The 26,015-nt window shown below is 72.3% G+C and carries 21 protein-coding genes and 1 pseudogene; 7 read left to right on the top strand and 15 right to left on the bottom strand.

The window, feature by feature from the left end; all coding sequences use genetic code 11:
- Nucleotides 1-12: 12 nt before the first annotated feature.
- From Aut01nite_RS38305 to hemW, 7 genes are all read right to left on the bottom strand, one after another.
- On the bottom strand, nt 13-1,092 hold the full coding sequence (locus Aut01nite_RS38305; protein ID WP_043526242.1) for a PhoH family protein: 1,080 nt from the start codon (nt 1,090-1,092) through the stop codon (nt 13-15).
- Between the two features lie 130 nt (nt 1,093-1,222).
- Nucleotides 1,223-2,602 (bottom strand): serine hydrolase domain-containing protein, encoded by a 1,380-nt coding sequence (locus Aut01nite_RS38300; protein WP_043526244.1) that lies wholly within the window; start codon nt 2,600-2,602, stop codon nt 1,223-1,225.
- The gene (locus tag Aut01nite_RS38295) at nt 2,599-2,946 is read right to left on the bottom strand and encodes an HIT domain-containing protein (protein WP_043526245.1); all 348 of its coding nucleotides are present in this window, start codon (nt 2,944-2,946) and stop codon (nt 2,599-2,601) included. Before Aut01nite_RS38295 ends, Aut01nite_RS38300 begins: the two co-directional genes overlap by 4 nt.
- A gap of 265 nt (nt 2,947-3,211) precedes the next feature.
- A complete protein-coding gene (locus Aut01nite_RS38290) occupies nt 3,212-3,946 on the bottom strand; it encodes a 16S rRNA (uracil(1498)-N(3))-methyltransferase (RefSeq protein ID WP_043526247.1) in 735 nt (244 codons plus the stop codon).
- A gap of 182 nt (nt 3,947-4,128) precedes the next feature.
- Nucleotides 4,129-5,265, bottom strand: a complete 1,137-nt coding sequence (gene dnaJ / locus Aut01nite_RS38285; protein ID WP_043526249.1) for a molecular chaperone DnaJ — start codon at nt 5,263-5,265, stop codon at nt 4,129-4,131.
- Between the two features lie 34 nt (nt 5,266-5,299).
- On the bottom strand, nt 5,300-6,322 hold the full coding sequence (gene hrcA, locus Aut01nite_RS38280) for a heat-inducible transcriptional repressor HrcA (RefSeq protein WP_043526250.1): 1,023 nt from the start codon (nt 6,320-6,322) through the stop codon (nt 5,300-5,302).
- A gap of 223 nt (nt 6,323-6,545) precedes the next feature.
- A complete protein-coding gene (gene hemW / locus Aut01nite_RS38275) occupies nt 6,546-7,745 on the bottom strand; it encodes a radical SAM family heme chaperone HemW (protein WP_043526252.1) in 1,200 nt (399 codons plus the stop codon).
- A 31-nt stretch (nt 7,746-7,776) separates the two neighbouring features.
- Between hemW and Aut01nite_RS38270 the strand changes: the two genes are divergently transcribed.
- From Aut01nite_RS38270 to Aut01nite_RS38260, 3 genes are all read left to right on the top strand, one after another.
- On the top strand, nt 7,777-8,541 hold the full coding sequence (locus Aut01nite_RS38270; RefSeq protein WP_043526255.1) for an enoyl-CoA hydratase-related protein: 765 nt from the start codon (nt 7,777-7,779) through the stop codon (nt 8,539-8,541).
- A 97-nt stretch (nt 8,542-8,638) separates the two neighbouring features.
- Nucleotides 8,639-9,508 (top strand): hypothetical protein, encoded by an 870-nt coding sequence (locus tag Aut01nite_RS38265; RefSeq protein ID WP_043526256.1) that lies wholly within the window; start codon nt 8,639-8,641, stop codon nt 9,506-9,508.
- Nucleotides 9,509-9,577: 69 nt separating this feature from the next.
- Nucleotides 9,578-11,314, top strand: coding sequence for a PAS domain S-box protein (locus Aut01nite_RS38260; protein ID WP_043526258.1), 1,737 nt, complete (start codon nt 9,578-9,580; stop codon nt 11,312-11,314).
- A gap of 272 nt (nt 11,315-11,586) precedes the next feature.
- Here Aut01nite_RS38260 and Aut01nite_RS38255 read toward each other — a convergent pair whose 3' ends face one another.
- The 3 genes from Aut01nite_RS38255 to Aut01nite_RS38245 all read right to left on the bottom strand — a co-directional run bounded on the left by Aut01nite_RS38255 (nt 11,587) and on the right by Aut01nite_RS38245 (nt 14,548).
- Nucleotides 11,587-11,868: a GlsB/YeaQ/YmgE family stress response membrane protein gene (locus tag Aut01nite_RS38255; protein WP_043526259.1), complete on the bottom strand. Its 282-nt coding sequence runs from the start codon at nt 11,866-11,868 to the stop codon at nt 11,587-11,589.
- Nucleotides 11,869-11,949: 81 nt separating this feature from the next.
- Entirely contained in the window at nt 11,950-13,830 is a 1,881-nt protein-coding gene (gene lepA, locus Aut01nite_RS38250; RefSeq protein WP_204037896.1) for a translation elongation factor 4, read from the bottom strand.
- Nucleotides 13,831-14,014: 184 nt separating this feature from the next.
- Complete coding sequence (locus tag Aut01nite_RS38245; protein WP_043526263.1) at nt 14,015-14,548, bottom strand: DUF4240 domain-containing protein; 534 nt, start codon at nt 14,546-14,548, stop codon at nt 14,015-14,017.
- An 85-nt stretch (nt 14,549-14,633) separates the two neighbouring features.
- Between Aut01nite_RS38245 and Aut01nite_RS38240 the strand changes: the two genes are divergently transcribed.
- Nucleotides 14,634-15,638, top strand: a complete 1,005-nt coding sequence (locus tag Aut01nite_RS38240) for a phosphotransferase family protein (RefSeq protein WP_043526265.1) — start codon at nt 14,634-14,636, stop codon at nt 15,636-15,638.
- A 196-nt stretch (nt 15,639-15,834) separates the two neighbouring features.
- Nucleotides 15,835-16,101, top strand: a complete 267-nt coding sequence (rpsT, locus tag Aut01nite_RS38235) for a 30S ribosomal protein S20 (protein WP_043526266.1) — start codon at nt 15,835-15,837, stop codon at nt 16,099-16,101.
- A gap of 2,008 nt (nt 16,102-18,109) precedes the next feature.
- Here rpsT and Aut01nite_RS45095 read toward each other — a convergent pair.
- From Aut01nite_RS45095 to Aut01nite_RS38215, 4 genes and pseudogenes are all read right to left on the bottom strand, one after another.
- Nucleotides 18,110-18,350 (bottom strand): annotated as a pseudogene (locus Aut01nite_RS45095) (hypothetical protein); the annotation flags it as partial.
- Nucleotides 18,347-19,330, bottom strand: coding sequence for a DNA polymerase III subunit delta (holA, locus tag Aut01nite_RS38225; protein ID WP_043526268.1), 984 nt, complete (start codon nt 19,328-19,330; stop codon nt 18,347-18,349). The gene holA and the pseudogene Aut01nite_RS45095, both read right to left, overlap by 4 nt.
- Nucleotides 19,331-19,588: 258 nt before the next feature.
- Nucleotides 19,589-22,000 (bottom strand): ComEC/Rec2 family competence protein, encoded by a 2,412-nt coding sequence (locus Aut01nite_RS38220; protein ID WP_083999147.1) that lies wholly within the window; start codon nt 21,998-22,000, stop codon nt 19,589-19,591.
- Nucleotides 21,997-22,788: a ComEA family DNA-binding protein gene (locus Aut01nite_RS38215; protein ID WP_083999149.1), complete on the bottom strand. Its 792-nt coding sequence runs from the start codon at nt 22,786-22,788 to the stop codon at nt 21,997-21,999. Before Aut01nite_RS38215 ends, Aut01nite_RS38220 begins: the two co-directional genes overlap by 4 nt.
- A 442-nt stretch (nt 22,789-23,230) precedes the next feature.
- On the opposite strand from Aut01nite_RS38215, the gene Aut01nite_RS38210 reads away from it, so the two are divergent.
- Together Aut01nite_RS38210 and Aut01nite_RS38205 are read left to right on the top strand one after the other, a co-directional pair.
- Entirely contained in the window at nt 23,231-24,025 is a 795-nt protein-coding gene (locus tag Aut01nite_RS38210) for a putative protein N(5)-glutamine methyltransferase (RefSeq protein ID WP_043526269.1), read from the top strand.
- Between the two features lie 27 nt (nt 24,026-24,052).
- Nucleotides 24,053-25,081, top strand: coding sequence for a hypothetical protein (locus Aut01nite_RS38205; protein ID WP_043526271.1), 1,029 nt, complete (start codon nt 24,053-24,055; stop codon nt 25,079-25,081).
- Nucleotides 25,082-25,157: 76 nt separating this feature from the next.
- On the opposite strand, the gene Aut01nite_RS38200 is transcribed toward Aut01nite_RS38205, so the two are convergent.
- Entirely contained in the window at nt 25,158-26,009 is an 852-nt protein-coding gene (locus Aut01nite_RS38200; protein ID WP_043526273.1) for a DegV family protein, read from the bottom strand.
- Nucleotides 26,010-26,015: the final 6 nt, after the last annotated feature.

Genomic DNA, 26,015 nt, shown 5'->3' with positions numbered 1-26,015 from the left:
ACCCCTTGCGAATCAGCGCCGGCGGCCCTGCGCCCGGCCACCGCTGGCGGCCCGGCCCGGCACGGCGTGGACGGATTGTGCTGCCTGTTGCTCCTGCACGGCGTCGAACCGTGCGTACGCGTCGACGATCTCGGCGACCAGCCGGTGCCGCACCACGTCGGAGCTGGACAGCTCCGCGAAGTGCACGTCCTCCACGTCGCGCAGGATCTCCCGCACGATCTTGAGCCCGCTGGTCGTCCCGCCGGGCAGGTCGACCTGGGTCACGTCACCGGTCACCACGATCTTCGCCCCGAACCCGAGCCGGGTCAGGAACATCTTCATCTGCTCGGGCGTGGTGTTCTGCGCCTCGTCCAGAATGATGAACGCGTCGTTGAGAGTACGGCCGCGCATGTAGGCGAGTGGCGCGACCTCGATCGTGCCCGCGGCCATCAGGCGCGGGATCGTCTCGGGGTCGAGCATGTCGTGCAGCGCGTCGTAGAGCGGCCGCAGATAAGGGTCGATCTTCTCGGTCAGCGATCCGGGCAGGAACCCGAGCCGCTCACCCGCCTCGACCGCCGGCCGGGTCAGGATGATCCGGCTGATCTGCTTGGCCTGCAGCGCCTGCACGGCCTTGGCCATCGCCAGGTACGTCTTACCGGTACCGGCGGGGCCGATGCCGAAGACGATGGTGTTCTCGTCGATGGCGTCGACGTACTTCTTCTGCCCCAGGGTCTTGGGCCGGATGGTGCGCCCGCGCCGGGACAGGATGTTGAGGGTGAGCACCTCGGCCGGGCGCTCCGAGGTGTTCTCCTCGAGCATCCGGAGGGTGCGGCGGACGGCGTCGACGCTGAGCGTCTCGCCCTTCTCGATGAGCTCGATCAGCTCGGCGAAAAGGCGCTCGGCGATGGCGTTCTCCGCCGGCTCGCCGGTGATGGTGATCTCGTTGCCGCGGACGTGCACGTCGCTGTCGACAGTGCGCTCGATGAGCCGGAGGATCTCGTCCTTGGCGCCGAGCAGGTTCACCATGATCTTCGGATCGCTCACCGAGATCTTGGTCTGCGCCCGCACCGGGCTGGTCGAGCCAGTGCTGGATTCGTTCGGCGTACCGGTCATAGGGTGGCCCGGCGGGCCTCCGCCACCTGCTCTCTTCTTCATCGCCGTCCGGGTCGGGCGGCTCGCTCAAGGATCGTGCCATCCTATCCGCTCGCCCGCCCGCACGCCGATGCCATTATCGCCGGTGGCGCTAAACCGGCCCGTCCGACGCCCGGCCCCCGTCGAAGGCCTCCTGCATCCGGGTGAACCGATAGGTCGCCCAGTGCATCCGGGACACCGTCCCGTCGTCGTCGCGGGTGAGCCGCAGCAGCTCGCCGGCCTCCCGCCCGGAGACGGTCCGCAGCACGTCCGGATCGTCCTGCGGCTCGAAGACCGCCGGCGGCCGGCCCGCCGGGGCCTCGGCCACCCGGGCCTGCAACCGCCCGTCGTGCCAGGCGAAGACGAACTCGGTGCCCTCACTCCACCATCGGCCGAGGATCGACCGGTAGGCCGCCGGCGCGGGCGGCGCCGGCCGCCACGGGGTGATCTCGGCCGGATCCAGGTCGACGGTGAGCCGCAGCAGCTCGTGCACCAGCTCGTTGGTCTCGCCGGCGGTGCCGGAGGAGCCGAGGACCGCGCAGCCGAGCGCGCCGGGGTTCCCGTCGCCGCCGCGCCGCCCGTACACCCCGGCCAGGAAGCCCGGCATCGCCCCGTCGTGGCCGACGTGCACGACCCGTTTGCCCTCCGGGACCAGGATCAGCCCGAGCCCGAACCCGGCCGCCCACAGCGCCTCGTCGGTGGTGGTCAGCGGCCAGCGCATCTCGTCGACGGTCGCGGCCGCCAGCACCCGGCCGTCCGGGTCGATGCTCTCCGGGGCCGCCAGGAACGCCGCCCAGCGCGCCATGTCGGCGGCGGTGCTCCACAGCTGCGCGGCCGGGCCGACCCCGGCCAGGTCGACCGGCGGCTCGGGGCGTACCGCGTCGGAATAGGCGTCGACCAGGTAGCCGACGACCGCCTCGGGCGGGGTCTCGACGGTGGTCCGGGTCAGGCCGAGCGGGGTCAGGATCCGCTCGGTGAGGACCTCCGCCCAGGTGCCGCCGCGCACCCGGGCGACCAGGTGGCCGAGGACGGCGAGGCCGAGGTTGGAGTAGTGGAAGCGGCGGGCGTTGGGCAGCACCCGCTCGGCCCGGGCCAGCTCGGCGATCAGGCGGCCGGCGTCGGGGGTGATCAGGGTGTCCCAGACGTCGCCGTACGGCTCGCGCTGGAAGCCCGCGGTGTGCGAGAGCAGCCGCCGGATGGTGGCGTCGCCGTGGGCGGGCACGTCGAGGTGCGCCGAGACCGGCTGGTCGAGGTCGAGCAGCCCGTCGTCGCGGGCCTGCATGACGAGCACCGCGGTGAAGGTCTTGGTGACCGAGCCGATCCGGAACCGGCTGTCCGGCCCGAGCGGGTGCGCCGGGTTGCCGGAGCCGCCGACGGTGAAGACCCACGGCTCCCGGTCGGCGCGGTGCAGCGCGACCGAGAGGGCCGGGATCCGCCCGGCGGCCTGGGCCCGCCGGGCGGCCCGTTCGTACCGCGGGGTGGGCCCGTTCACCGACGGGCCAGCATCGGTCCGAGCGGGGCGCCACCGACGACGTGCGCGTGCACGTGGAAGACCTCCTGGCCACCGTGCGCGCCGGTGTTGAAGATGACCCGGAACCCGTCGGCCAGGCCCTCCAGCTCGGCGACCTTGGCGGCGGTGGCGAGCACGTCGGCGGCCGCGGCCGGGTCGGCGGCGAGCTCGATCACGTTCGCGTGGTGGGTGACCGGGATCACCAGGACGTGGCTGGGCGCCTTGGGGTCGATGTCCCGGAAGGCGAGGGTCGTGTCGGTGCGGTGCACGACCGTCGCGGGGATCTCGCCGGCCACGATGCGACAGAACAGGCAGGAGTTTTCCACCCGATGGATCTTATGGGCCCGGGTGGGATCAGATGGGCGCCGGATCCTCGGAAACAATGGTGGGAGCGCTTTCATGGCCGACAGGTCGAATCGGAAGGCTTCGAAAGGTGTGGGACGACGGCGCCTGGCACACGATTCCCGGCACCTCCCAGGTGATCGCGTCGCACGCTCTCGACGATCCCCGCCGCACCGCCACGATCGAGGTCTGACCGCCGCTTGGCGACCCCGCGTGGTGAGTCGTGGCTCGCCTTCACCACGCGGGTCGTCACCAGCGGCCGAGGCGGGCGGAGAGCACCGACAGGGCGGCGACGCCCGCCGTCGAGGTGCGCAGCACCGCGTCGCCCAGGCGCACCGGGACCGCGCCGGCCTCTCGGAAGGCGTCGAGCTCCGCGTCGGCGACGCCGCCCTCGGGACCCACCACCAGCGCGATCTCGCCCGAGTCCGGCAGGGCCGCCGTGGCCAGCCGCTCGGTCGCCTCCTCGTGCAGCACGAACGCCGCCGCCACGTCGGCCAGCCGGGCCGTGACCTGCTTCGTGGAGCAGTCCGGTTCGCCGGAGACGACCGGCAGCCACGACCGGCGGGCCTGCTTGGCGGCTTCCCGGGCGGTGGCCGCCCATTTGTCGCGCGCTTTGAGGCCCCGGTCGCCGCGCCACTGTGCCACCGACCGGGACGCCGCCCACGGCACGATCTCGTCGACGCCGACCTCGGTCATCGCCTGCACGGCCAGTTCGCCCCGGTCGCCTTTGGCGATGCCCTGCACGACGGTCAGCCTCGGGTCGGGTGCGGGTTCGGCGGCGACGCTCAGCACGGTGACGTCCACGCTGCCGCGGCCGACGGCGGTCACCTCGGCCCGGGCGGTTCCGCCTCGCCCGTCGGCGAGGATCAGCACCTCACCGGATCGCAGCCGCTGGACGGTGGCGGCGTGATGGCCCTCCGGCCCGTCGAGGGTGAAGTACGACCCGGTGGGCAGGCTCTCGACCAGGAACAGTGGCGCGGACATGCCCGCACGCTACCGGGCCGGCCGGATCCGCCACCGGATCGGGGCGGCCGGCGTGCACGGCGTACCGCGGCGAGGGCTCGACCGGCGGCGCCGTGCTCACGGCGTACCCCCGGCGGGGTTCAGATCGGCCGGAACCGCGCGGGGAGGCCGCGCGGGACCGGAACGACGACCGTGCGGGTGGGCTAGTGGCCGTTGAAGGCGTCGCGCATGCGGCTGAAGAAGCCGCCCTGTTTGCTGAGCTCGGCCACGTCCTCGCCGCGGGTCTTGGCGAAGTCGCGGAGCATCCGCTCCTGGTCGGCGGTGAGCTTGGTCGGCGTCTTCACGTCGAGGTGCACGAAGAGCTCGCCGCGGCCCTGACCGCGCAGGTGCGGGACGCCCTTGCCGCGGATGCGCAGCGTGCTGGCCGGCTGGGTGCCCGGTTTGACCTCGATGTTCTCTTCGCCGTCGAGGGTCTTGATGGTCATCCGGGTGCCGAGCGCGGCCGCGGTCATCGGCAGTGTGACGCGGCAGTGCAGGTCGTCGCCCTTGCGAGAGTAGACGTCGTGCGGGCGCTCGTGGATCTCCACGTAGAGGTCGCCGGCGGTGCCGCCGCCGGGGCCGACCTCGCCCTGCTGGGCCAGGCGGATCCGCATGCCGTCCTCGACGCCCGCCGGGATCTTGACGGTGAGGGAGCGGCGGGTCCGGATCCGGCCGTCGCCCGCGCACGTCGGGCAGGGGCTGGGGATGGTCGTGCCGTGACCCTGGCAGTTCTGGCAGGGGCGGGACGAGACGACCTGGCCGAGGAAGGTGCGCTGCACCGACTGGACCTCACCGCGGCCGGAGCACACGTCGCAGGTGGCGAGGTGGGTGCCGGGCGCGGTGCCGGCGCCGGAGCACTGGGTGCACAGCACCGCGGTGTCGACGGTGATCGGCGCCTCTACTCCGAAGGCGGTCTCGACCAGGTCGAGCTCGAGCCGCAGGATGGCGTCGGCGCCGGGGCGGGTGCGCGGGCGTGGCCCTCGGGAGCCACCGCCGGCGGCGGTGCCGAAGAACGCGTCCATGATGTCCTGGAAACCGACGAACGGCCCGGCTCCACCGGCGCCGCCGGGCATGCCGCCGCCGGGCGCGAGAGGGTCACCGCCGAGGTCGACGACCTGACGCTTCTGCTCGTCGGACAGCACCTCGTACGCCGCGTTGATCTCTTTGAACTTGTCGTGCGCCTCCGGATCCGGGTTCACATCCGGGTGGTACTGCCGAGCCAGTTTGCGGTAGGCGCGCTTGATCTCGTCGTCGGTGGCGTCCCGGCTCACACCGAGAATTCCGTAATAGTCCTTGGCCACGGGGTTTGGAGTCCTCAATGTCTGCGCGAATCCGTCAATTCTGTGCCAACAGGTCGCCAACGTAGCGTGCCACTGCACGAACGGTAGCGATAGTGCCGGGGTAGTCCATCCGGGTGGGGCCCAGCACACCGAGCCCACCAACGATCGTGGTACCCGGTCCGTAACCGCTGCTCACCACGGACGCCGACCGCAGGTTGTCGATCTGGTTCTCGTCGCCGATCAGAACCCGGGTGGTGCGGGGCTCCAGATCGCCGATGAGTTTCAGAAGGATGACCTCCTCCTCGAGGGCTTCGAGGACGGGTCGCAGTGTGCCCTGGAAGTCCAGCACACCGCCGCGTGTCAAGTTGGCCGTACCGGCGAGCGCGAGGCGCTCCTCACTCCGCTCGACGAGGGTCTCCAACAGGACCGAGGCGAGACAGGTCATCGTGCCGCGCCGCTCCGGGTCGGTCTCCTCGACGAGTTTCTGCACCAGGGCGGGGGTGTCGGCGAGCCGCTGACCGGCCAGTTTCTCGTTGACCCGGCGGCGCAGGTCCCACACGTCGCCGTCGCCGATCGGGGCGGGCAACTCGACCAGGCGCTGCTCGACCCGGCCGGTGTCGGTGATCATCACCAGCATCAGGCGGGTGGTGGAGATCGTGACCAGCTCGAGATGGCGGACGGCCGAACGGGACAGACTGGGATATTGCACGACGGCGACCTGGCGGGTCAGCTGGGCGAGCAACCGGACCGTGCGGTGCACCACGTCGTCGAGGTCGACGGCGCCGACCATGAACCGCTCGATGGCGCGGCGCTCGGCCGGGCTGAGCGGCTTGATCTTGGTGAGCCGGTCGACGAACAGCCGGTAACCGGCGTCGGTGGGGACCCGGCCGGCGCTGGTGTGCGGCTGCCGGATGTAGCCCTCCTCCTCCAGCACCGCCATGTCGTTGCGCACGGTGGCCGGGGAGACGCCGAGTTTGTGCCGATCGACCAGGGCTTTGCTGCCCACCGGCTCCTGGGTCTCGACGTAGTCCTCGACGATCGCCCGGAGCACCTCGAGCTTGCGGTCATCCAGACTCATATGACCCCTCCCCCTGCTGGCACTCCCGCTAATAGAGTGCCAGTCTACGTCGCGGGCGGTCGCAACGCGATGATCGAAAGTACGGAGCGGTCTCAGATCTTGAGTGCGGGATCCGTCCCGACCGGCTCGAACCGGACTTCCAGCGTGTCATACCGGGCGCGAACCCCGCCGGACCGCGAGCCGCTCGACCACTCGCCGAGCATGCGGTTCCTCCGGTGCGGGCTCACAGGACGTCACGGATGACCGCGTCGGCCAGGAGACGGCCGCGCAGGGTGAGGACGAGACGGCCGTCCCGGTACGCCCCCGGATCGAGCAGACCGTCGGCCAGAGCCTGCGCGGCGCCGGTGGCGTCCACCCGGTCGAGCGGGATCCCGTCGCGCAGCCGCACCCGCAGCATCACGTCCTCCATGTGCCGGTCGTCGCCGGTCAGCATCTCCCGCGCGTGCCCGGGTGACGTGCCGTCGGCCAGGCGTTTCGCGTACGCCGACGGGTGTTTGACGTTCCACCAGCGCACCCCGCCGACGTGGCTGTGCGCGCCCGGCCCGAGACCCCACCAGTCGGCGCCGGTCCAGTACAGCAGGTTGTGCCGGCACTCCCCGCCCGGCCGGGCCCAGTTGGACACCTCGTACCACTGGAAGCCGGCGTCGGTCAGCGCGGCCTCGGCGGCCAGGTAGCGGTCGGCGGCCACGTCGTCCGACGGGTACGGCAGCTCGCCGCGCCGCATCCGGGCCGCCATCCGGGTGCCGTCCTCCACGATCAGCGCGTAGGCGCTCACGTGGTCCACCCCGGCGTCGACGACCGCCCGCAGGGACCGGGCGAAGTCGTCCTCCGACTCCCCCGGCGTGCCGTAGATCAGGTCCAGGTTGACGTGCTCGAACCCGGCCTCCCGGGCCTCGACGGCGGCCTGCGGCGCCCGGCCCGCGGTGTGCTTGCGGTCCAGCACGCGCAGCACGCCGGCGGCGGCCGACTGCATGCCGAGCGAGATCCGGGTGAAGCCGGCCCGCCGCAGGTCACGCAGATAGTGCGGATCCACCGATTCCGGATTGGCCTCGGTGGTCACCTCGGCGCCCGGGGCCAGACCCCAGGTCCGGTCCACGCCCTCCAGGATCCGGCCCAGGTCACCGGCGCTGAGCAGGGTCGGCGTGCCACCGCCGACGAACACCGTGTCCACCCGGCCGGGCTCGATCACCCGGGCGGCCAGGGCCAGCTCGGCAAGGACGGTGTCCGCGTACTCCTCGCGGCTCGCCCCGCCACCCAGCTCACTCGCGGTGTAGGTGTTGAAGTCGCAGTAGCCGCAGCGGCTCGCGCAGAACGGGACGTGGATGTAGACGGCGAACCCGTCCTTGCCCACCCTGCGGGTGGCCTCGTCGGGGAGGGACCCGTCAGCGGGTACGGGTTCACCATCGGGGAGTGCGCCGGCCATCCGACAAGTGTGCACGTCTTACAGTTCCGGCATGGATCTGGTCCGTACCGTCACCGCCGCCGGCGTGACCACGATGACACTCGACAACCCCGACAACCGCAACGCGCTCTCCACCGCCCTGCTCACGAAGCTGCTCGACGCGCTGGCCGCGTCCGCCGCCGACCCGGAGAGCCGGGTCGTGGTCCTCTCGCACACCGGCCCGGTCTTCTGCTCCGGCGTCGACCTGCGGGAGACCGCCGCGGCCGGCCCCGGCGACCGCCTGCCCGCCGAGATGCTCGCCGACGTCCTCGCCGTGCTCTGGGAGTTCCCGAAACCGGTGGTGGCGCGGATCGGCGGCCCGGCCCGGGCCGGTGGCCTCGGCCTGATCGGGGCGGCCGACATCGCGGTCTGCGCCCGGCCGGCCACCTTCGCCTTCACCGAGGTACGGCTGGGCGTGATCCCCGCGGTGATCAGCGCCACCGTGCTGCCCCGGCTGGCGCCCCGGGCCGCCGCCGAGCTCTATCTCACCGGCGACGTCTTCGACGGGCCGCGGGCGGCCGAGATCGGCCTGGTCACCGCGGCCGTCCCGGAGGAGGACCTGGACACCGCGGTGGCCGGCTACTGTGCGTCGCTTCTGCGGGGCGGCCCGCTCGCGCTCGCCGGGACCAAACAACTTCTGCGGCGTACGCGTAACGAATCGATCCGTGCGGACCTGGCCGACCTCGCCCACCGTTCGTCCGGATACTTCAAGTCGGCCGAAGGCCGGGAGGGCGTCGCCGCGGCCCGGGAGAAGCGGGATCCACGCTGGATCCGGTGAGCCGCCGGCGGAAGATCATCTCGGTCGGGTGCCCCGTCACCGGTGACGCCCGGCCGCGAGCGCTCGTTGTCTAGGCTTGGCGTCCGAATCGGGAGGGGTGTTGGTGCGAGCGAAACCGGTCCTGTGCGTGGTCGCCCTGCTGGCTCTCCTCGGTGTTGTCGGCGTGGTCGTGCTGATCGACAACCTCGCCGACAACATCAAGCTGCCCCGGTTGAGCCCGGAGTGCACGGTCAACGCCGACGGCAAGGTGACCCTCGACACCGCCCAGATGGCCAACGCGGCGACCATCGCCGCGGTCGGCGTCCGGCGCAACATGCCCGAGCAGGCCATCGTGGTCGCGCTGGCCACCGCGTTCCAGGAGTCGAAGCTGGAGAACCTGGACAGCGGCGACCGCGACTCGGTCGGCCTGTTCCAGCAGCGCCCCAGCCAGGGCTGGGGCACGGTCGAGCAGATCCAGGACCCGAGGTACGCCGCCGACAAGTTCTACGTGGCCCTCAAGAAGGTCAAGGGCTGGGAGAGGATGCGGGTCACCGACGCGGCACAGAAGGTGCAGCGCTCGGCGTACCCGGAGGCCTACCAGAAGTGGGCCGACGAGTCGAAGGTGCTGGCCGCGGCCCTGACCGGGCGGGCCACCGGCGCGGTCGAATGCGTCGTCCCGGACGATCCGACGGTTCGCGGCGCCGAGGCGGCCACCGCCCTGCTGGCCAGCCTCCAGCTCGACTGGGGCAAGAAACTGGCCGCTCAGGCCCACAGCGCCGAGGCGGTCGCCGGGCTCACCCTCGACGTGGCCAACCCGAACACCGGCTGGCGGTTCGCGCACTGGCTGGTCTCGCACGCCTCCGCCACCGGTCTCGAAAGGGTACGTTTCGGTGACCTGGAGTGGCATGCCCCCGAGGGGAAATGGCAGCCGGTCGCCGACGGCCGAGGGGGCAGCCAGGCACAGGTCGTCGCCGAGGTGTTCCGGTGACCATCCCCTCAGATTGCGCTGCGTATATCGACATGGACACTGCGCAACCACCCTGGTACTAAGTAGGTCGTGCTGACGGCGACCGTGTGGCTCCTGCTCGGAGCGGGAAGCGTCGGCGCCGTCCTCTTCGGTGTGCGTCGGCACCATCCGGCCCGGCGCGCCCCGTGGCTGCTGCTGGCCGGCTCGCTGGCGGCCCTGTCGATCGGCGACGTCCTCTTCGAGTTCCACCGGAGCGCCCTCGCCGACACCGCCTACCTGGTGATGTTCGCCCTGGTCGCGCTGAGCCTGCTGCAGTTCACCCGGTGTGGGGCGCTGCTCGTCGACCGGGCCCGGCTGCTCGATCTGGTGGCGTTCGCCTGCTCCGCCATGCTGGTGGTCTGGGTCTTCGTGATCAGCCCGGCCGGCCGGTTCCAGACGGTCTCCCCCGCCGACGTGATCGGCGACCTGCTGCTGATCGCCGTGGCCGTGCGCCTGCTCACCGCCGACCCGCGCAACATCGCCGCGATCCTGCTGGTCACCGGCGGCACGGCGATGCTCGCCGGGGACGTGCTCTACCCGCTGAGCCACGGGAGCGAAGCCGCCGAGTCCGCCTTCGTGGTGCTCTACCTGACGTGGGGCGCGGCGGCGCTGCACCCGTCGATGGCCCGGCTCACCGAACCGCGGCCGCCGCGGCTGTCACCGTGGCGGTTCCGCGACACCACGCTGCTCGCCGCGTCGGCCGCCACCCCGCCGTTCGTGCTGATCGTCGAGGCCTTCACCGGGACGGTGCACAACGGGGTGGTGATCGCCGTCACCGGCTCGATCAACCTGATGCTCACCATCACCCGCCTCGCCGACGCCATCCACCAGCACAGTCAGGCGCTGGTCCGGGAGCGCGCGCTCCGGGCCGCCAACACCACCCTCGTCTCGGCAGCGGACCCGCCGGCGGTCGAGGCGGCGGTGCGGGCCGCGGTCGCCCGGCTGCTGCCACCCCAGTCCGTCCGGAAAGTGATCCTCGCCACTGATGGCGGCCAGCTGGGCTCACTCCTCGACGGCGGCTCCGGATCCAGGTCACTTCTCGACGCCACAGCCGGCTCACTCTCCGACGACGGACCCGGCACCCGGTCGCCTTCCGATGCCGGAACCGGATCGCTTCCCGGCGGCGGGCCCGGCACTCGGAGCTTCTGGTCGGCCGCCGCCGGCAGTGGGGATCGAACCCTGATCTGCCCGCTCCGGCTGGAACCGCTCGCCGTGGCCCGGCCCAGCGGCGGCGCCCTGATCATCACCGGGGACCGGAACGCGCTGCTCGCGGGCCGGGACGCGCTCGAGGTGCTGGCCGGGGAGGCCGCGCTCGCCCTCGACCGGATCACCCTGGTGGAGGCGGTCGGGCGCCGGGACAGCGACCTCTACCTGCGTGCGGTCACCGGCAACACCGCGGAGATCATGGCGGTGATCGACTCCGACCACCGGATCCGGTACGCCAGCCCCGGCCTACGCCGGCTGGCCGGAGCCGAGGAGTTGCCGCCGCTCACCGCCTTCGAGGATCTGGTTCACCCCGACGACCAGGAGACGGTACGGCTGGCCCTGCGCACCGAGGGCGATGGCAAGGTCTACTGCGCCCTGTCCCGGCGGGACGGCAGCCAGGTGCTCGTCGAGATGGCCTACCGGGATCTGCGCGGCGACCGGCTCGTCCAGGGCCTGGTCGTGACGCTGCGGGTGGTCACCAACCGCGGCGACGTGATGGAGCCCGCCCCGCACCACGAACATCAGGGCGAGCCGCCGGCCTGGGTGAACCGCCGCAGCGCCCGCCACAAGTTCCGCTACTGAGCCCCGCTTCCAGAACTCTTCATCACCGGGCTGCCTTCCCGGCCCCTTCGCAACGGAGCCCTCCCGCCCTGGCCCTCCTGCGGGTTCTTCGTCCCTTGACCTCCGGCGGGTTATTCCGTCCCCGGGCCCTTCATCTGGGACTTCCTCCCCGGCGCCCCTCCGCCCGGCAGTTCCACCCGGCCCCCATGCCTCGGGTGTTTCCACCCCGGACACGGAAAACGCCAGCCCCCTTGCGGGGACCGGCGTATCCGGGTTTTGCGTCAGACCGCTGGTCAGCGGGTCAGGTGACGACGACGACCGGCGCCGGCGACCAGGGCCACACCGATCGCGGCGAAGGCGACCTGGAAGATGAACTCCCACCAGTCGAAACCGCGGGTCTCAGCAACGCCGATCGCGCGGGCCAGCACGGTACCCAGCAGAGCGGCGACCACACCGACGACCAGGGTCAGCCACAGCGGCATGTTCTGCTTGCCCGGGACGACCAGGCGGCCCAGGGCGCCGATGATGAGGCCGACGACGAGGGCGGTGATGATGCCGACAACAGTGAATTCCATGGGATCCTCCTCGGGGGTGGAGCTTGGTGGTTGCGTCCGTCGAGCCCCTGATTTCCCGACCCCCCGAAAAATCAAACCGCCCTATTTTTTTGTCGTCCCCTTGGTGTCAGTGCTATCGGACGTCGACAGAGCGGCGATGAAGGCCTCCTGCGGCACCTCCACGCGGCCCACCATCTTCATCCGCTTCTTGCCTTCCTTCTGCTTCTCGAGCAGCTTGCGCTTCCGGCTGATGTCACCGCCGTAGCACTTGGCGAGCACGTCCTTGCGGATCGCGCGGATGGTCTCGCGGGCGATGATCCGGCTGCCGATGGCCGCCTGGATCGGCACCTCGAACTGCTGCCGCGGGATGAGTTTCTGCAGCTTGGCGGCGATGGAGGTGCCATAGGTGTACGCCTTGTCCTTGTGCACGATGGCACTGAAGGCATCGACCGGCTCGCCGTGCAGCAGGATGTCGACCTTCACCAGATCGGCGGCCTGCTCGCCGGAGGGCTCGTAGTCGAGGGACGCGTACCCCTTGGTCTTGCTCTTGAGCTGGTCGAAGAAGTCGAAGATGATCTCGGCGAGGGGCAGGGTGTAGCGAAGCTCCACCCGTTCGGAGGACAGGTACTCCATGCCGAGCAGGCTGCCGCGGCGGCTCTGGCACAGCTCCATGACGGCGCCCACATACTCGTTCGGCACCAGGACTGTGGCCCTCACCACAGGCTCGTGGATCTCGGCGATCTTGCCGGTCGGGAACTCGCTCGGGTTGGTGACCACCGAGTCCTTCCCGTCCTCGGTGAACACCTGATAGACCACGTTCGGCGCGGTGGAGATCAGGTCGAGCCCGAACTCGCGCTCCAGCCGCTCGCCGATGATCTCCAGGTGCAGCAGGCCCAGGTAGCCGACGCGGAACCCGAAGCCGAGCGCCGCCGACGTCTCCGGCTCGTAGGTGAGCGCCGCGTCGTTGAGTTTCAGCTTGTCGAGCGCGTCACGCAGCGCCGGATAGTCCGAGCCGTCGATCGGGTAGAGACCCGAGTAGACCATCGGCTTCGGGTCCTTGTAGCCGCCGAGAGCCTCCTTCGCCGGCCGGTTGTTGCCGGTGACGGTGTCGCCCACCTTCGACTGACGGACGTCCTTCACACCGGTGATCAGGTAACCGACTTCACCGACGCCGAGCGCGCCCGCCTTCTCCATCTCGGGCGAGACCACCCCGATCTCGAGAAGCTCGTGCACGGCGCCGGTGGACATCATCTTGATCCGGTCACGGGCCTCGATCCGGCCGTCGATCACCCGGACATAGGTGACGACACCGCGGTACACGTCGTAGACCGAGTCGAAGATCATCGCCCGGGCCGGGGCCGCCGCGTCACCGACCGGCGCCTTGAACTGCCGGACGATCTCGTCGAGCAGATGACCCACGCCGACACCGGTCTTGCCGGAGACCCGCAACACGTCGGTGGGCTCGCAGCCGATCAGCTTGGCCAGCTCCTCGGCGTACTTCTCCGGCTGCGCGGCCGGCAGGTCGATCTTGTTGAGCACCGGGACGATGTGCAGGTCGTTCTCCATCGCCAGGTACAGGTTGGCGAGGGTCTGCGCCTCGATGCCCTGCGCGGCGTCGACCAGCAGCACGGCGCCCTCACAGGCCGCCAGGCTGCGGGACACCTCGTAGGTGAAGTCGACGTGCCCCGGAGTGTCGATCATGTTGAGGACGGCGGTCTCACCCTGCCGGTCACCCTCACGGATCGTCCAGGGCATGCGCACGGCCTGCGACTTGATGGTGATGCCGCGCTCGCGTTCGATGTCCATCCGGTCGAGGTACTGTGCGCGCATCTGACGCGGGTCGACCACCCCGGTGATCTGCAGCATCCGGTCGGCCAGCGTCGACTTGCCGTGGTCGATGTGCGCGATGATGCAGAAGTTGCGGATGCGGCTGGGATCGGTCGATCCGATCACGTTCACGCCGGGGTCGAGCGGTCCGGGCACGGTCTTCCGTTCTTCTCGGGCTGGTCTTCTCACCGCTGGTGGCGAGCCGGCGGTCCCCACCGGCGCTCCCTATCGTCCCACGCCCGGCCCGGCAGGTCCGATCACACCCGTTCGAGCGGCCCGCCGGAAGCCCGCGGGCGCCCCCGCGCGAAGCGAGCGCCCCGCGCGAACCGGACGCTCCGGCTCAGCCCGGCGGCTCGAGGAACAGGGTGGACAGTTTCGGCAGACGGCGGCGCATCTCGTCCTCGTCGTCGAAATCCCACAGATCACCGGCCTCCGGGCGGGTGCGTGGCCGCTCCCCGGACGGCAGCGGCTCCCCGGTGGCCTGCTCATAGGCCCGGGCCGCGATGCCGAGCACCTCCTCCGCCCCGAACACCGCGCCGGTGTCGGCGGCCGATTTGATCGCCACCACGTTGGCCAGCACGTCGGGCGACTGCACGGCGGCGGCCACCGCTTTACGCCCGTGGGCGATCAGCCAGCCCCGGAACGCGTCGAAGCCCTCACCGTCGACCCCACTGTTGATCAGATAAGCGGCGGCCCAGAGATCCTCCGTGCCCGAGGCCACCATGACCTTTTCCAGATGGCGGCCCCAGGCCACGATCTCCTCCGGATCGCGCGCGGCCAGCTCGGCGACGGCACGCTCGGCCACCTCGGCGGGCGAGGCCGGCCGGTCGGCGGTGGCACGGTCGATGACCGCCCAGAAATCGTCGGTTCGCATGCCGTGATCCTGCCAGGGCGGTACGACACTTTCCCGAGGCACACCTGCCGGGGCGGGGCGGGTACGACGGCGGCAGGATGGGGGCATGCGGCCGATCACCCTGCCCGAGGTTCCGTACGACGCGACCGCCGTACGTCCCCCGTGGGCCGATCTGCCGGAGACCGTGCGGGAGGCGATCACCGCGCGCCTCGGCTCACCGGTGTCCGCCGCGCGCAGCGCCGGCGGCGGTTTCACCCGCGCGTTCGCGGCCGTGCTGGAGACCGGGAGCGGGGACCGCGTATTCGTCAAAGCGGCGCCGCTCAGCGACCCGGCCTCGCAGTGGTACGCCCGGGAGGCCGCCGTCACCGCCGCCCTCCCACCCGAGGTGACCGCCGCCCGGCCGCGCTGGACCATGACCGCCTCCGGCTGGTTCGTGCTGTGCCTGGACGCGGTCGACGGCCGAATCCCGGCGCTGCCCTGGTCCCAGGCCGACCTGGACGCCACCCTGCGCACCTGGACGGTCGCCGCCACCGCGCTCGCCTACCCGGCGCCCTCGCTGCTCGGCATCGGGCTGCCCACCCTTCCGGAGATCCTGCGTACCGAGATGTCCTGGTGGTCGCTGATCGCCGGGCGCCGGGAGCCGATGCCCGAACCGGCCCGGGAGACGATCGCGCCGCAGCGCCTGCCCGAACTCGCCGAGCTGGAAGGCGCCCTGCCGGAACTGGCCGCCGGCGACGGCATGGCGCACGGCGACCTGCGGGTCGACAACGTGCTGATCGACACCGGCGGCCGCGCCTGGCTCTGCGACTGGACCTGGCCGTGCCTGGGCGCACCCTGGTTCGACACGGTCACCCTGCTGGTCAGCGCTTACGCCAGCGGCCTGGACACCGACTCGGTGCTGCGGGCATGGGGCGCCCCGGACGAAGGCGTGGACGGCGCGCTGGCGGCACTCTCCGGGTACTGGCTGGTCCGGGCCGGCGACGGGCCGGGCAGCGCGTCGCCGCACAGCCGTCAGCACCAGCGGTTCAGCGGCGAACAAGCCCTCGCCTGGCTGACCGAACGCCGCGGCTGGGCCACCGCCCCGAAGAAGCGCGGCTGGCTCCGCCGGTGACGGTTCCCGATCATCGGCAGCGCTCACGAAGGCCCTGGACCGGAGCCATTTTGGCGGCTCGGAGGCATGCTGGTAACCTGGTTCCTCGCGTGTGGTGACACGCTGTCGTCTCCTGTGCCGGCCTCGCCGGGTGAGCCGATCGCGGTGACCATTCGTTGAGACCATTTTTCCGAACTAGTCAGGACAAGGCTGTCGCGTGGCGAACATCAAGTCCCAGATCAAGCGCAACCGGCAGAACGAGAAGGCCCGTCTGCGCAACAAGTCGGTCAAGTCTTCCCTGAAGACCGTGATCCGCAAGCTGCACGAGGCAGGCGACTCGGGCAACGTCGAGACGGCTACCGCGCTGCTGCGTGACGCCTCGCGTCAGCTGGACAAGGCTGTCAGCAAGGGCGTCATTCACAAGAACCAGGCGGCCAACCGCAAGTCGGCCATCGCCAAGAAGATCGCCGCGCTGTCCGCCTGATCCTCACCGATCAATGAGATCGGCGGCCGCACGGATGCGGCCGGCGATCTGCGCCCGCTTTCAGGCGGGCAGGCATGGACGACCCCGGGCACCGTCGGACCTCACGGTCCGCAGCGGTGCCCGGTCGCATTTCCCCCTCGGTACGCACCCCGCGCTCACCCCGGCCGGCCCGCCCCTCCACGCGCGGCCACCCAGAGCCGTTTCGCGCCGTGCTGACGGCTCCTCCTCCCGCGACCGCCGGGACTCCTGCCCGCACCCGTACCTGCGCTCGTGCTCGTGCTCGTGCTCGTGCTCGTGCTCGTGCTCGTGCTCATCTTGGTTTCGTCTCGCCGTCTCGCCGTCTCGCCGTCTCGCCGTCTCGCCGTCTCGCCGGACTGGCGTTTATCGACCTTGCGCCGCGATCTTGGACGATTCGTCATCGATTCCGGTGGTCTATCGTCCAAGATCGGGCCGCGGGACGGCGGGACGTCCGCCGCGCCTCGGCAACCGAGCAGAAGACTCGAAAAACGGGTGAATCGATCAAGATCGCCGCACGGCGCCCCGGGGACGAGCCCTCCTGCTGAGGACGTGACGGAGAATGCCTGGCGAACCGGGGACAAGACCCACCGGTTCGCTCCCATCTCGCACGTGACGTGCGAGACGTGGAGGGCACCGGCCGGACGTGAGCAGCGGGCCGAGAACCGTACATCCGCGGGAACGCGGTGACCACACGGCAGGGTCAGGGCGGTGGCGGTAGCCGGCCGTGCCTACTCGTAGCGGCGTGCAGCGGCCTGACGAGCAATCTGCTCGCGCACGTCCAACTGGTCGGCCCACGGGCGGCGGCTGGGGGCACTGTTGTCGGCGGGCCGGGACTCGTCGGGCGCCGTGGGATTCCCGGGCGAGCGCGCCTGGAATCGGGCGGCGGCCACGTCGGCGTTCCTCGCCTGGTCCTCGTAGAGATGCCCGCCGGTCACGTCACCGTCGGAGTACGGGTGGCTCTCCGCTGCCTCGCCCTCCGGATGAGGACGCCCGCCGGCCACCTCGGTTCCGGCGTAGGCATGCCCGCCGGCCGCCGCGCCCTCCGGGTAGGAACGGCCGCCGGCTGATCCGCCTCCACCATGGAAACCGCCGCCGGCCACCTCGCCGTCAGCGTAGGGATGCCCGTCAGCGACCCCCTCGGCGAAGGGCCGACTGCTGTTCTCGGCGTTGAAGTGGCTGCCGACCGTGCCGCCGCCGGTGTAGGCGTGCTCGCTGGCCATGTTGCTCGCGACGTAGGAGTAGCCGCCGGTCGCTGCGGTGGCACCGCTCTCCTCGGCGTAGGACTGCGCGGTCGCCGCTGAGGAGCTGGCGTACACGGTCGGATATCCGGGCGCGGGCGTCGCCCCGAATCCGCCGGAGAGGTGACCTCCGGCAAGGCCGGACTGATAGCCACTCCCGAGGTCGTCCTGATGATCGTGGCCGGACTGGTGACCACCGGCGAGGTCGGACCGGTAAGCACTGCCGAGGCCGGATCGACAGTCACCGGCGAGGTCGGACTGGTGAGAACCGGCGAGACCGGCCTGATCGTCACGGGCGAGGTCGGGCTGGTAGCCGTCGGGCAGAGTGCCGGGAGAAGCCGTGTGCCCGTAACCGAGGGCGGCCGGCTCGTGCGCGACGACCGGCGCGAATCCGCCTGCCCGGACGGCGCCTCGGGACGGGACGCCGGGCTGGCCGGTGAGCGGCGCGACATCCGGGCCGAAACGCCGGTCCCGCTCGAAGGGCGACGTGCCGGCCGGGCCGGAGAAGGCGGCCGGAGCCGCGGAGACGGCGACCCGGAAGTCACCGGCCCGTTGCGGGGTGGCGCCGGTCTGCCCGGACAGGGACTGCCCGGCGCCCGGGACCCCGGGCGGGACCGGTCCGGAGGTGTCGATGGTGGGGGCGCGATGCGCGTACCCCTCGAAGGGTTGTGACACGCCGGGAGCGGGCATCGCTGCCGGGCGCAGCACGGTGGGGCGCTCCGCGCTGGTCTCGCGGGCGACCGGGCGCGGGGTGAGCGCCCCGGCGACCAGGTCGTTGAACTTGACCATCAGGGCGACCGTGACCGGCAGGACCAGCACGCCCCACCAGCTGACCAGCTCGGCGAGGGCCAGCAGGAGACCGAGGACGACCGCGCCCTCCAGGAAGACGAAGCAGAGCAGGCCGCTCGGCGCGAGATGACGCAGCCGCAGCGCCCGGGAATAGAGCGGCCGGTCGGCCGGCTCGGCACGGCGGGAACGGATCTCGCGGGTCATCGGGCGCCTCCGTCCCGGCGGGCGGTCGCGATGGCGAAGACCGTCCGCTCGAGGGCGAAGCCACGGTCCTCGGCGCCGCCCTTGACCGCGGCGTTGCAGTCGGCGGCGGCGCGCATCGCGTCGGCCAGGCCCTCCGGGGTCCAGCCACGGCTGCGGCCCTGGGCCTTCTCGATCTTCCAGGCGGGCATGCCGAGGGTACTGGCCAGCTGGTACGGGTTACCGCGGCCGGCGGAGGCGACCCGTGCCACGGTGCGGATCCCGTCGGCGAGCGCGTCGGCGATCGGCACCGGGTCGACACCGACGTGCAGGGCCCAGCGCAGCGCCTCGAGCGCGCCGGGCACGTCGCCGACCATCGCGGCGTCCGCCACCGCGAAGCCGGTGACCTCGGCGCGGCCCTTGTAATAGCGGGCGACCACGGCCTCGGTGATCTTGCCGTCGGTGTCGGCGAGCAACTGGGAGCAGGCGGCGGCGATCTCCCGCAGGTCGTTGCCGACCGCCTGGAGCAGCGCGGACGCGGCGGAGTCGTCACACCGGACGCCGTTGCGTCGGAACTCGTTGCGCACGAACGCGATCCGCTCGGCGTCCTTCTTCAGCTTCATCGCCGGGACGACGGTGGCGCCGGCCGCCCGCAGCCCGTCGGCGAACGCCTTGCCCTTGGCCCCGCCCACGTGGGTGACGATGAGCGTGACGTCGGGGTCGGGGCTCTTCGCATAGGCCAGCAGGGCGGTGGTGAGGTCTTTCCGTGCGTCCTGACCACTGCGGATCACCAGGACGCGGCGTCCGCCGAACAGCGACGGGCTGAGCATCTCGGCGACCTCGCCGGCGACCAGGGCCGCCGCCTCGTATTCCCGGACGTCCGCGCCGGGGTCGGCAGTCCGCGCCGCTTCGACCGCCTCGGCGACGGCACGGGCGGCGAGAAGCTCCTCGTCGCCTTGGACGAGCAGCAACGCGGGCGGTGGCACGGCATTCACGTGCAACATCGTCGCACGCGGCACCGACAGTTCCGTGAGCCTCACTCGTTAGCGCAGGACGCCGATCACCGAATGCGAAACCAGACATATCGGCACTCGGTTATCCCGGACCCGCCGTACAGTCGCGTGCACAGGCCCGATGCACCGCACGGGTGATTCGCACGATTCGCCTGACATAGAGGTTTATGGCGAGTAAAATCCGGTCGCCGCCTTCCGCACCCGGGCGTGTCGGCCCATGCCCTCCCGTCCGGTACTGATCGGCCCGCTCTACTGCGGCGGGTCCCCGCGGGCCGCGACGGCCAGACCTCCGTCCACCGCTACCGCTGCCACATCACCCGATTCATCGGTACGAAGGATCCGCGCCCCGCCCTGAGCGATCCATCCGAGCAGCACCGCGTTCGGATGGCCGTAATCGTTGTCCCGGCCGACCGATACCAGCGCCACCGTGGGATCCACCGCCTCCACCAGCGCCGGTGACTGCAGGGCGCTGCCGTGGTGCGCGACCTTCAGCACGTCCGCCCGCAGCCCCGCCGCCCCGATGCCGGCGACGAGATCCTCCTGTTCCTCGGTCTCCGCGTCACCGAGCAGCAGCACGGACCGCCCGCCGAGGACGGCCCGCAGGATCAGCGAGTTGTTGTTCGGATCCGAGTTGGTGCCGCGCATCGGCGACAGCGGCCCGATCACCTCCAGACGCAGACCCCCCGCCGTGTACGCCCACCCCGCCCCGGCCGCCTGCACCGCGATCCCGGCCCCGGCCGCGGACTCCGCCACGGACGCCCGGCCGGCCGCCGGCTCCGGCCAGTCGGGCCCGATCACCGCGTCCACCTCCCGGTCCCGGAACACTCCGGCCACCCCGCCGACGTGGTCGGCGTGGAAGTGGCTGACCACCAGCACCACCACGTGCCGGATGCCGAGCCGGCGCAGACACCGGTCGACCGCGTCCGGTTCCGGCCCGGCGTCGACCACCACGGCCCGGCCGGACCCGGCGGGGAGCACCACCGCGTCGCCCTGTCCCACCGCGCACGCCACCACGAGCCATCCCGGCGGCGGCCACCCGGACGCGAGCAGCCGCACCGGCAGGGCGCCGAGGACGGCGCCGAGCGCGACCACGGTCGCCAGCCGCCGGACCGGCTCCCGTCGTGCCGCGACCAGGAACGCCACCGTCAGCACGGCGAGCAGCACCCCGCCCACCGCGCCGCCCGGCCACGGCAGCGCCCCGGCCGGGATCCGCGCGCCGGTACGGGCCACCAGCACCAGCCACTCGGTGGGCCAGTGCCCGATCCAGGCCGCGAACTCGGCTCCGGCCGGCCACACCGGTGACAGCACCGCCGCCGCCACACCGAACAGGGTGGCCGGCGCGATCGCGGGCACCGCCAGCAGGTTGGCCGGCACCGCGACGAGGCTGACGGTCGCCGAGATGGCGGCGACCACCGGCCCGCAGGCGACCTGGGCCGCCGCCGGAACGGCGAGGGCCTCCGCCACCCAGCCCGGCCAGCCACGCCGTTGCAGCCCGTCCCGCCACACCGGCGCGATCAGCAGCAGACCGGCCGTGGCCAGCACCGACAGCGCGAACCCGGGATCCGCCGCGAGCTCCGGATCGGCGATCAGCAGGACCGCCGCGCCCGCGGCCAGCGCCGGCACCGCCGCCCGGGGCCGGCCGGCGGCCAGGCCGAGCAGGCCGATCGCGCCCATCGCCGCCGCCCGGATCACACTGGGCGACGGGCGGGCCAGGATGACGAAGCCGGCCAGCGCGATCGCGCACAGCACCGCGCACAGCAACGGCCCGGCCCGGGTCCGCCGCACCACGAACAGCACGAGACCCAGGACGATCGCGACATTCGTTCCAGAGACCGCGGTCAGATGTGTCATTCCGGTGGTACGGAAGTCCGCCTCCAGCGCCGGGTCGAGCCGGCTCGTGTCGCCGACGACCAGGCCCGGCAGCAGCCCACCGGAGTCGTCCGGCAGCGGCTCACAGGCTCGCTGGAGTCCCGCCCGCAGCACTCCGGCGCCGCGCTGCACCCAGGACGGCCGCCCCTCCAGCCGGGGTGGGGTACGGGCCGACAGCACGGCGGCGCGCAGATCACCGGGGCGGGGCGGCATCAGCCGTCCGGTCGCCGTGGCCCGCTGGCCCGGCAGCAGCTCCCGCCAGCCGGGGTCGGAGCCCAGCACGAGCGCCCGCGCGGTGAGCCGGATCGGCGCGGCGTCCTCCGCCGTGACCGATTCCAGTTCGACGGCGACCAGATAGGTCGGCGGCCCGGCGGAACGGGCCAGCGGCCGCGGGTCGTCCCGCACGACCAGTTCGACCCGTACGGTCGCACCGCTCTCCACCAGCGCGCGCAGCACCGGCGCCTCCCGCACCGACATCCGGGCCCCGGTGGCGATCGCCCCGCACCCCACCCCGAGCGCCACGGCGGCCACGATCCACCGGACCGCCCCACCCCAGCCGGCCTCGCCGGCCGCCCGCGCCTCCCCACCGCCACGGGCCGTCCCGCCCCGGCGGGAGCCGGGCGCCCGTCCGGCGAAGCCGGCCGCAGCGGTCACCGCGGCCACGGCCAGCCCCGCGGCCCCGACGGCGATGCCCCACACCGCGGACAGATGAAGCGTGCCCAGAGCGGCCAGCCAGAGACCCACCGTGAAGCCCGCCAGCCGCAGATCCGGGATCCGCTCGGCCCCGCTCATCCGACCGTCACCAGGTCCTTGAGCTGCTCGTAGCGGGCTTCCCCGATCCCGTCCACCTTGCGCAGATCGCTGACCGCCCGGAAACCGCCCTGGGCATCGCGCGCGTCCAGGATCCGCTGGGCGAGCACCGGCCCCACCCCGGGCAGTCCGTCCAGCTGGGCCGGCGTCGCCGTGTTGAGGTCGACGAGCGCGGAACCGCTGGCGGGAGCGGCGCCGCCGCCGGTGACGGCGCCGGGCGGCGGAGTGACCCCCACCATGATCAACTCACCGTCGACGACCTTGCGCGCGAGGTTGAGCATCGCCACGTCCACCCCGGCCTGCGGTCCGCCGGCCGCGACCAGAGCGTCGGCGACCCGGGCTCCGGGGCTGAGCCGTACCAGCCCCGGCCGCAGCACCTTCCCGCCGACCGCGACCACCACCTCACCGGACGGCGCCGCCCGGACCGGCCCCGAGCCCGGCGCCTGCGCGGTGACCGAGCCGGCCGGCGTCGACACGACCTCGTCGAGCCGCGGCCGCGACTGCCACGCGAAGTACGCCGCCCCGAGCACGACGACCGCGGCCACCGCCGCCAGCGCCCGGACCCCGGGCCGCCCCGGATCGAACGCCGGCAGCCACTGCCGTCGTCCCCCGCCGAAGGCCCCTTCCCCACCGAGGCCCGGATCCCCCGGCGGCGCGGAGACCGGCGCCGGACGCGGTGGTCCGGACACCACCGGCGAAGTCGGCGAAGCGCGCCGAGACGGCACGGACCGCCGCAGGGAATCCGCCCCGTCCCACGGGTAGGCCCTCACCCCACCCGAAGCCGGAACCGCTGATGAAGAAGCCGGATCCGCGGGGAACGGACCCGGGCTCGCAGGAAACGACGCCGGGTCAGCAGGGAACGGATCCGGGTCCGCGGAGGATGGCTCATCCGGAACCGAAGAGTCTGCGGAACCGCCGCCCGGCGACCCCCTTCCGGGATCCCCCGGACGGGAAGCGTCTCCTAAAGGGGAGACATCATCCTCCTCCGACGACCACGCCGGAATGATGTCCGCCCAACTGAGCGGCCCCTCCTCCGGAACCGCGCGGGAACCCGCCCCCGCGTCGAGCACCGCCCGCAGCCGCGCTCCGACGACGTCACCGCTATCCTTCGCCTCTCGCACGGCCCGACCGTAGGAACTTCCGCGTTCCCCCGCCCGTGGCCCTGTGGACGACGCCGCACTGTGGATATCCGATTCGTGCTAAGGACTGCATGTGACCTCCTCAGAGACGCTCGCCCGGGCCACCGCCCGGTTGCGTGCCGCGGGCTGTGTCTTCGCCGAGGAGGAGGCGGAGGTCCTCGCCTCGGCCGCCGCCTCCGGCGACGATCTGGACGCGATGGTCGGCCGGCGCGCTTCCGGCGAGCCTTTGGAACAGGTCGTCGGCTTCGCCGATTTCTGCGGGGTACGCGTCCGCCTGCGCCCCGGCGTCTTCGTCCCCCGGGTCCGCAGTGAGTTGCTGGTACGCCTCGGCGCCGCCGCGATCCCCCCGGATGCCCTCGTGGTCGACCTCTGCTGCGGCTCCGGCGCCCTGGGCATGGCCGTCCGCCATCGTGTCCCCGGCATCACCCTGCACGCCGCCGACGTGGACCCGGCCGCCGTGGCCTGCGCCACCGGGAACCTGGCGGCCGGCGGCGCCCACGTGCACCGGGGCGACCTCTTCCAGGCTCTCCCCGTCGATCTGCGCGGCCGTGTCGACCTTCTCCTGGCCAACGTCCCGTACGTCGCCACCCGTCACATCCCGTTCCTGCCCGCGGAGGCCCGTGACCACGAACCGCGTACCGCACTGGACGGTGGTGACGACGGCCTCGCCGTCTTCCGCGCGGTCGTCGCCGAGGCCGCCGCCTGGCTCGCCCCCGGTGGCCTGCTGATCTCCGAGATCACCGAGGCGCAGACCGGGGCGGCCACGGCGGCCGTTCGCGGGAACGGATTGACGGCCACCGTCACCACCGACGATGATCTCGACGCCCGCGCGATCCTGGCGCGCCGCAACCCCATAAGCCCTGCCTGATGACCCTCTGACGACGAGAAGGACGCCGTGGGCCTGCTGCGTAGGATCGCCCGCGCCCGGCTGGCCGGCCGGGTGATCCGCCTGCTGCGCCGTGCCGGCATACCCGGAGCGCGGTACCACTCCCGCGCCTTCGAGATCAGGTTCACCGCGCCCGGCGACAGCGAGCCCACCATCGTGCCGTTGACCCCGCTGATCGGCCGCAAGGATCTCGGCTCGTTCGTCGCCGGCCTGCTGCGGGTGCCCGCCGCCTGGACGGATGCGGCCCCGCTGCTGCGCCCGGTGCTGCGCGGCGCCGCGCCGGGCGCGCTGTTGCGGCGCCCGGCGCTGCCTTTCCTGTCCGAGTTCGTCGTGGTCGATCAACCCGACACCATGACGTACGTGACCCCGGCCCAGTCCGTCGCGTGGAAGACCGATGCCGACCGGATCTTCGCCCGGGCCCGTGCCAATCTCACCGGGGCGGTTCTGCACGGCACGGCCACCGGCCCGGTGACGGTGCGGTTCGTGGACGACGGCAACGCGTACTGGACGTCCCATCTGCTCCTTCCCGGCTGGCTGACCCGCCTGACCGGCCAGGTCGGCGGCACTCCGGTGGCCTTCGCCCCGGAACGCGGCACGCTCCTGGTGACCGCCGAGGAGAGCCCGCACCTGGTGGCCCTGTTCGCCGAGGCGGAGGCGATCTTCGTCACGTCACCGCATCCGCTGTCCCCGATGGCCTACGTCAGCGACCCGGACGGCTGCACCGTTCCCTACACCGCCCCGCCCGGTCACCGCCTGCACCAGACGGTCCGGCGCGCCGAGCGTCTTCTGGCCGTGCGCGAGTACGACGTCCAGCCCGCCGACCCCGAGCACCCGTCGGCGCCCCTGCAACTGCTCGGCTCCACCGCCGAGGGCTGGCGCACCCGCGCCCTGTGGCCGAAGGACTCCCCCACCCTGCTTCCCGAGGCCGACGAGGTCCAGGTCGGCGACCGGACCGTCGCCTGGCCCGACCTTCTCCCGCACCTGACGCCGGCCGGTCACACCCCACCCCGCTGGCTCGCCACCTCCTGGCCCCCGTGAAGCCGGAGACCCCGGCCGGGTGGTGGCCGGAGACAGCCCGGGGAGCCGGCCGGGCACGAGCGGTGGTGACGGACGCTCATCCCGTACGAGAGTGAATGACGACGCCGGCCAGGCCCGGACCCGTGTGTGCCGCGACCACCGCACCCACCTCGGTCAGATAGCAATCGCGTAAGCGATCCCCGAGCCGCTCGCTCAACGCCTCCACCAGCATCTCCGCCCGGTCCGGCGTGCCGAGATGGTGAACGGCGACGTCGGCCTCCCCGTCTCCCGCCGCCTCGACGGCGAGATCGACGAGCCGGGCGAGGGCACGCCCCGTCGTCCGGACCTTGTCACGGATCGTGACGGCGCCGTCGTCGACGTGCAGGATCGGTTTGACCGAGAGGGCGGTGCCGAGCAGCGCCGACGCCGCCCCGATCCGGCCGCCCCGGCGCAGGAACTCGAGGGTGTCGACGTAGAACAGCGTGGTGACCCGTGCCGCGTGGTCGACCGCGGCGCCGGTGACCGTCTCCAGGTCGTGGCCGTCCCGGGCGGCAGCGGCGGCGGCGAGCGCCGGGAAGCCGAGGCCCATCGCCGCGGTCCGGCTGTCGACGACCCGGACCCTGGGGCCGACCTCGGCGGCCGCGAGTCGCGCGGCCTCGTAGGTGCCGGAGAGCTTGGCGGACAGGTGCACCGAGACGACGCCGTCGGCGCCGGCGTCGAGGAGGCGACGGTACTCGGCGGCGAACTGTGCGGGCGCCGGCCGGGAGGTGCTGACGGCGGCCCGGCGCGCGGTGAGCGCCCGGGCCACCTCGGCCGGCGCGACCTCGGTGCCCTCCAGGCCGTCCCAGCCGTTGATCACGACGGTGAGCGGCACGATGGTCAGGTCATACGTGCCGTTCAGCTCGGCCGGCAGGTACGCGGTGGAGTCGGTGACGACCGCGATGGTCATGCAGGC

It is taken from the genome of Actinoplanes utahensis, from assembly GCF_016862455.1.
GTDB lineage: Bacteria > Actinomycetota > Actinomycetes > Mycobacteriales > Micromonosporaceae > Actinoplanes > Actinoplanes utahensis.
This window is presented reverse-complemented; position numbering and strand designations above follow the sequence as displayed.

Excerpts from the sequence above, each read along its gene's own strand:
- Aut01nite_RS38305 (WP_043526242.1), bottom strand. The coding sequence starts at position 1,092 with ATGACCGGTACGCCGAACGAATCCAGCACTGGCTCGACCAGCCCGGTG.
- Aut01nite_RS38290 (WP_043526247.1), bottom strand. The coding sequence starts at position 3,946 with ATGTCCGCGCCACTGTTCCTGGTCGAGAGCCTGCCCACCGGGTCGTAC.
- hrcA (WP_043526250.1), bottom strand. The coding sequence starts at position 6,322 with ATGAGTCTGGATGACCGCAAGCTCGAGGTGCTCCGGGCGATCGTCGAG.
- hemW (WP_043526252.1), bottom strand. The coding sequence starts at position 7,745 with ATGGCCGGCGCACTCCCCGATGGTGAACCCGTACCCGCTGACGGGTCC.
- Aut01nite_RS38270 (WP_043526255.1), top strand. The coding sequence starts at position 7,777 with ATGGATCTGGTCCGTACCGTCACCGCCGCCGGCGTGACCACGATGACA.
- Aut01nite_RS38255 (WP_043526259.1), bottom strand. The coding sequence starts at position 11,868 with ATGGAATTCACTGTTGTCGGCATCATCACCGCCCTCGTCGTCGGCCTC.
- Aut01nite_RS38245 (WP_043526263.1), bottom strand. The coding sequence starts at position 14,548 with ATGCGAACCGACGATTTCTGGGCGGTCATCGACCGTGCCACCGCCGAC.
- Aut01nite_RS38240 (WP_043526265.1), top strand. The coding sequence starts at position 14,634 with ATGCGGCCGATCACCCTGCCCGAGGTTCCGTACGACGCGACCGCCGTA.
- holA (WP_043526268.1), bottom strand. The coding sequence starts at position 19,330 with ATGTTGCACGTGAATGCCGTGCCACCGCCCGCGTTGCTGCTCGTCCAA.
- Aut01nite_RS38220 (WP_083999147.1), bottom strand. The coding sequence starts at position 22,000 with ATGAGCGGGGCCGAGCGGATCCCGGATCTGCGGCTGGCGGGCTTCACG.
- Aut01nite_RS38200 (WP_043526273.1), bottom strand. The coding sequence starts at position 26,009 with ATGACCATCGCGGTCGTCACCGACTCCACCGCGTACCTGCCGGCCGAG.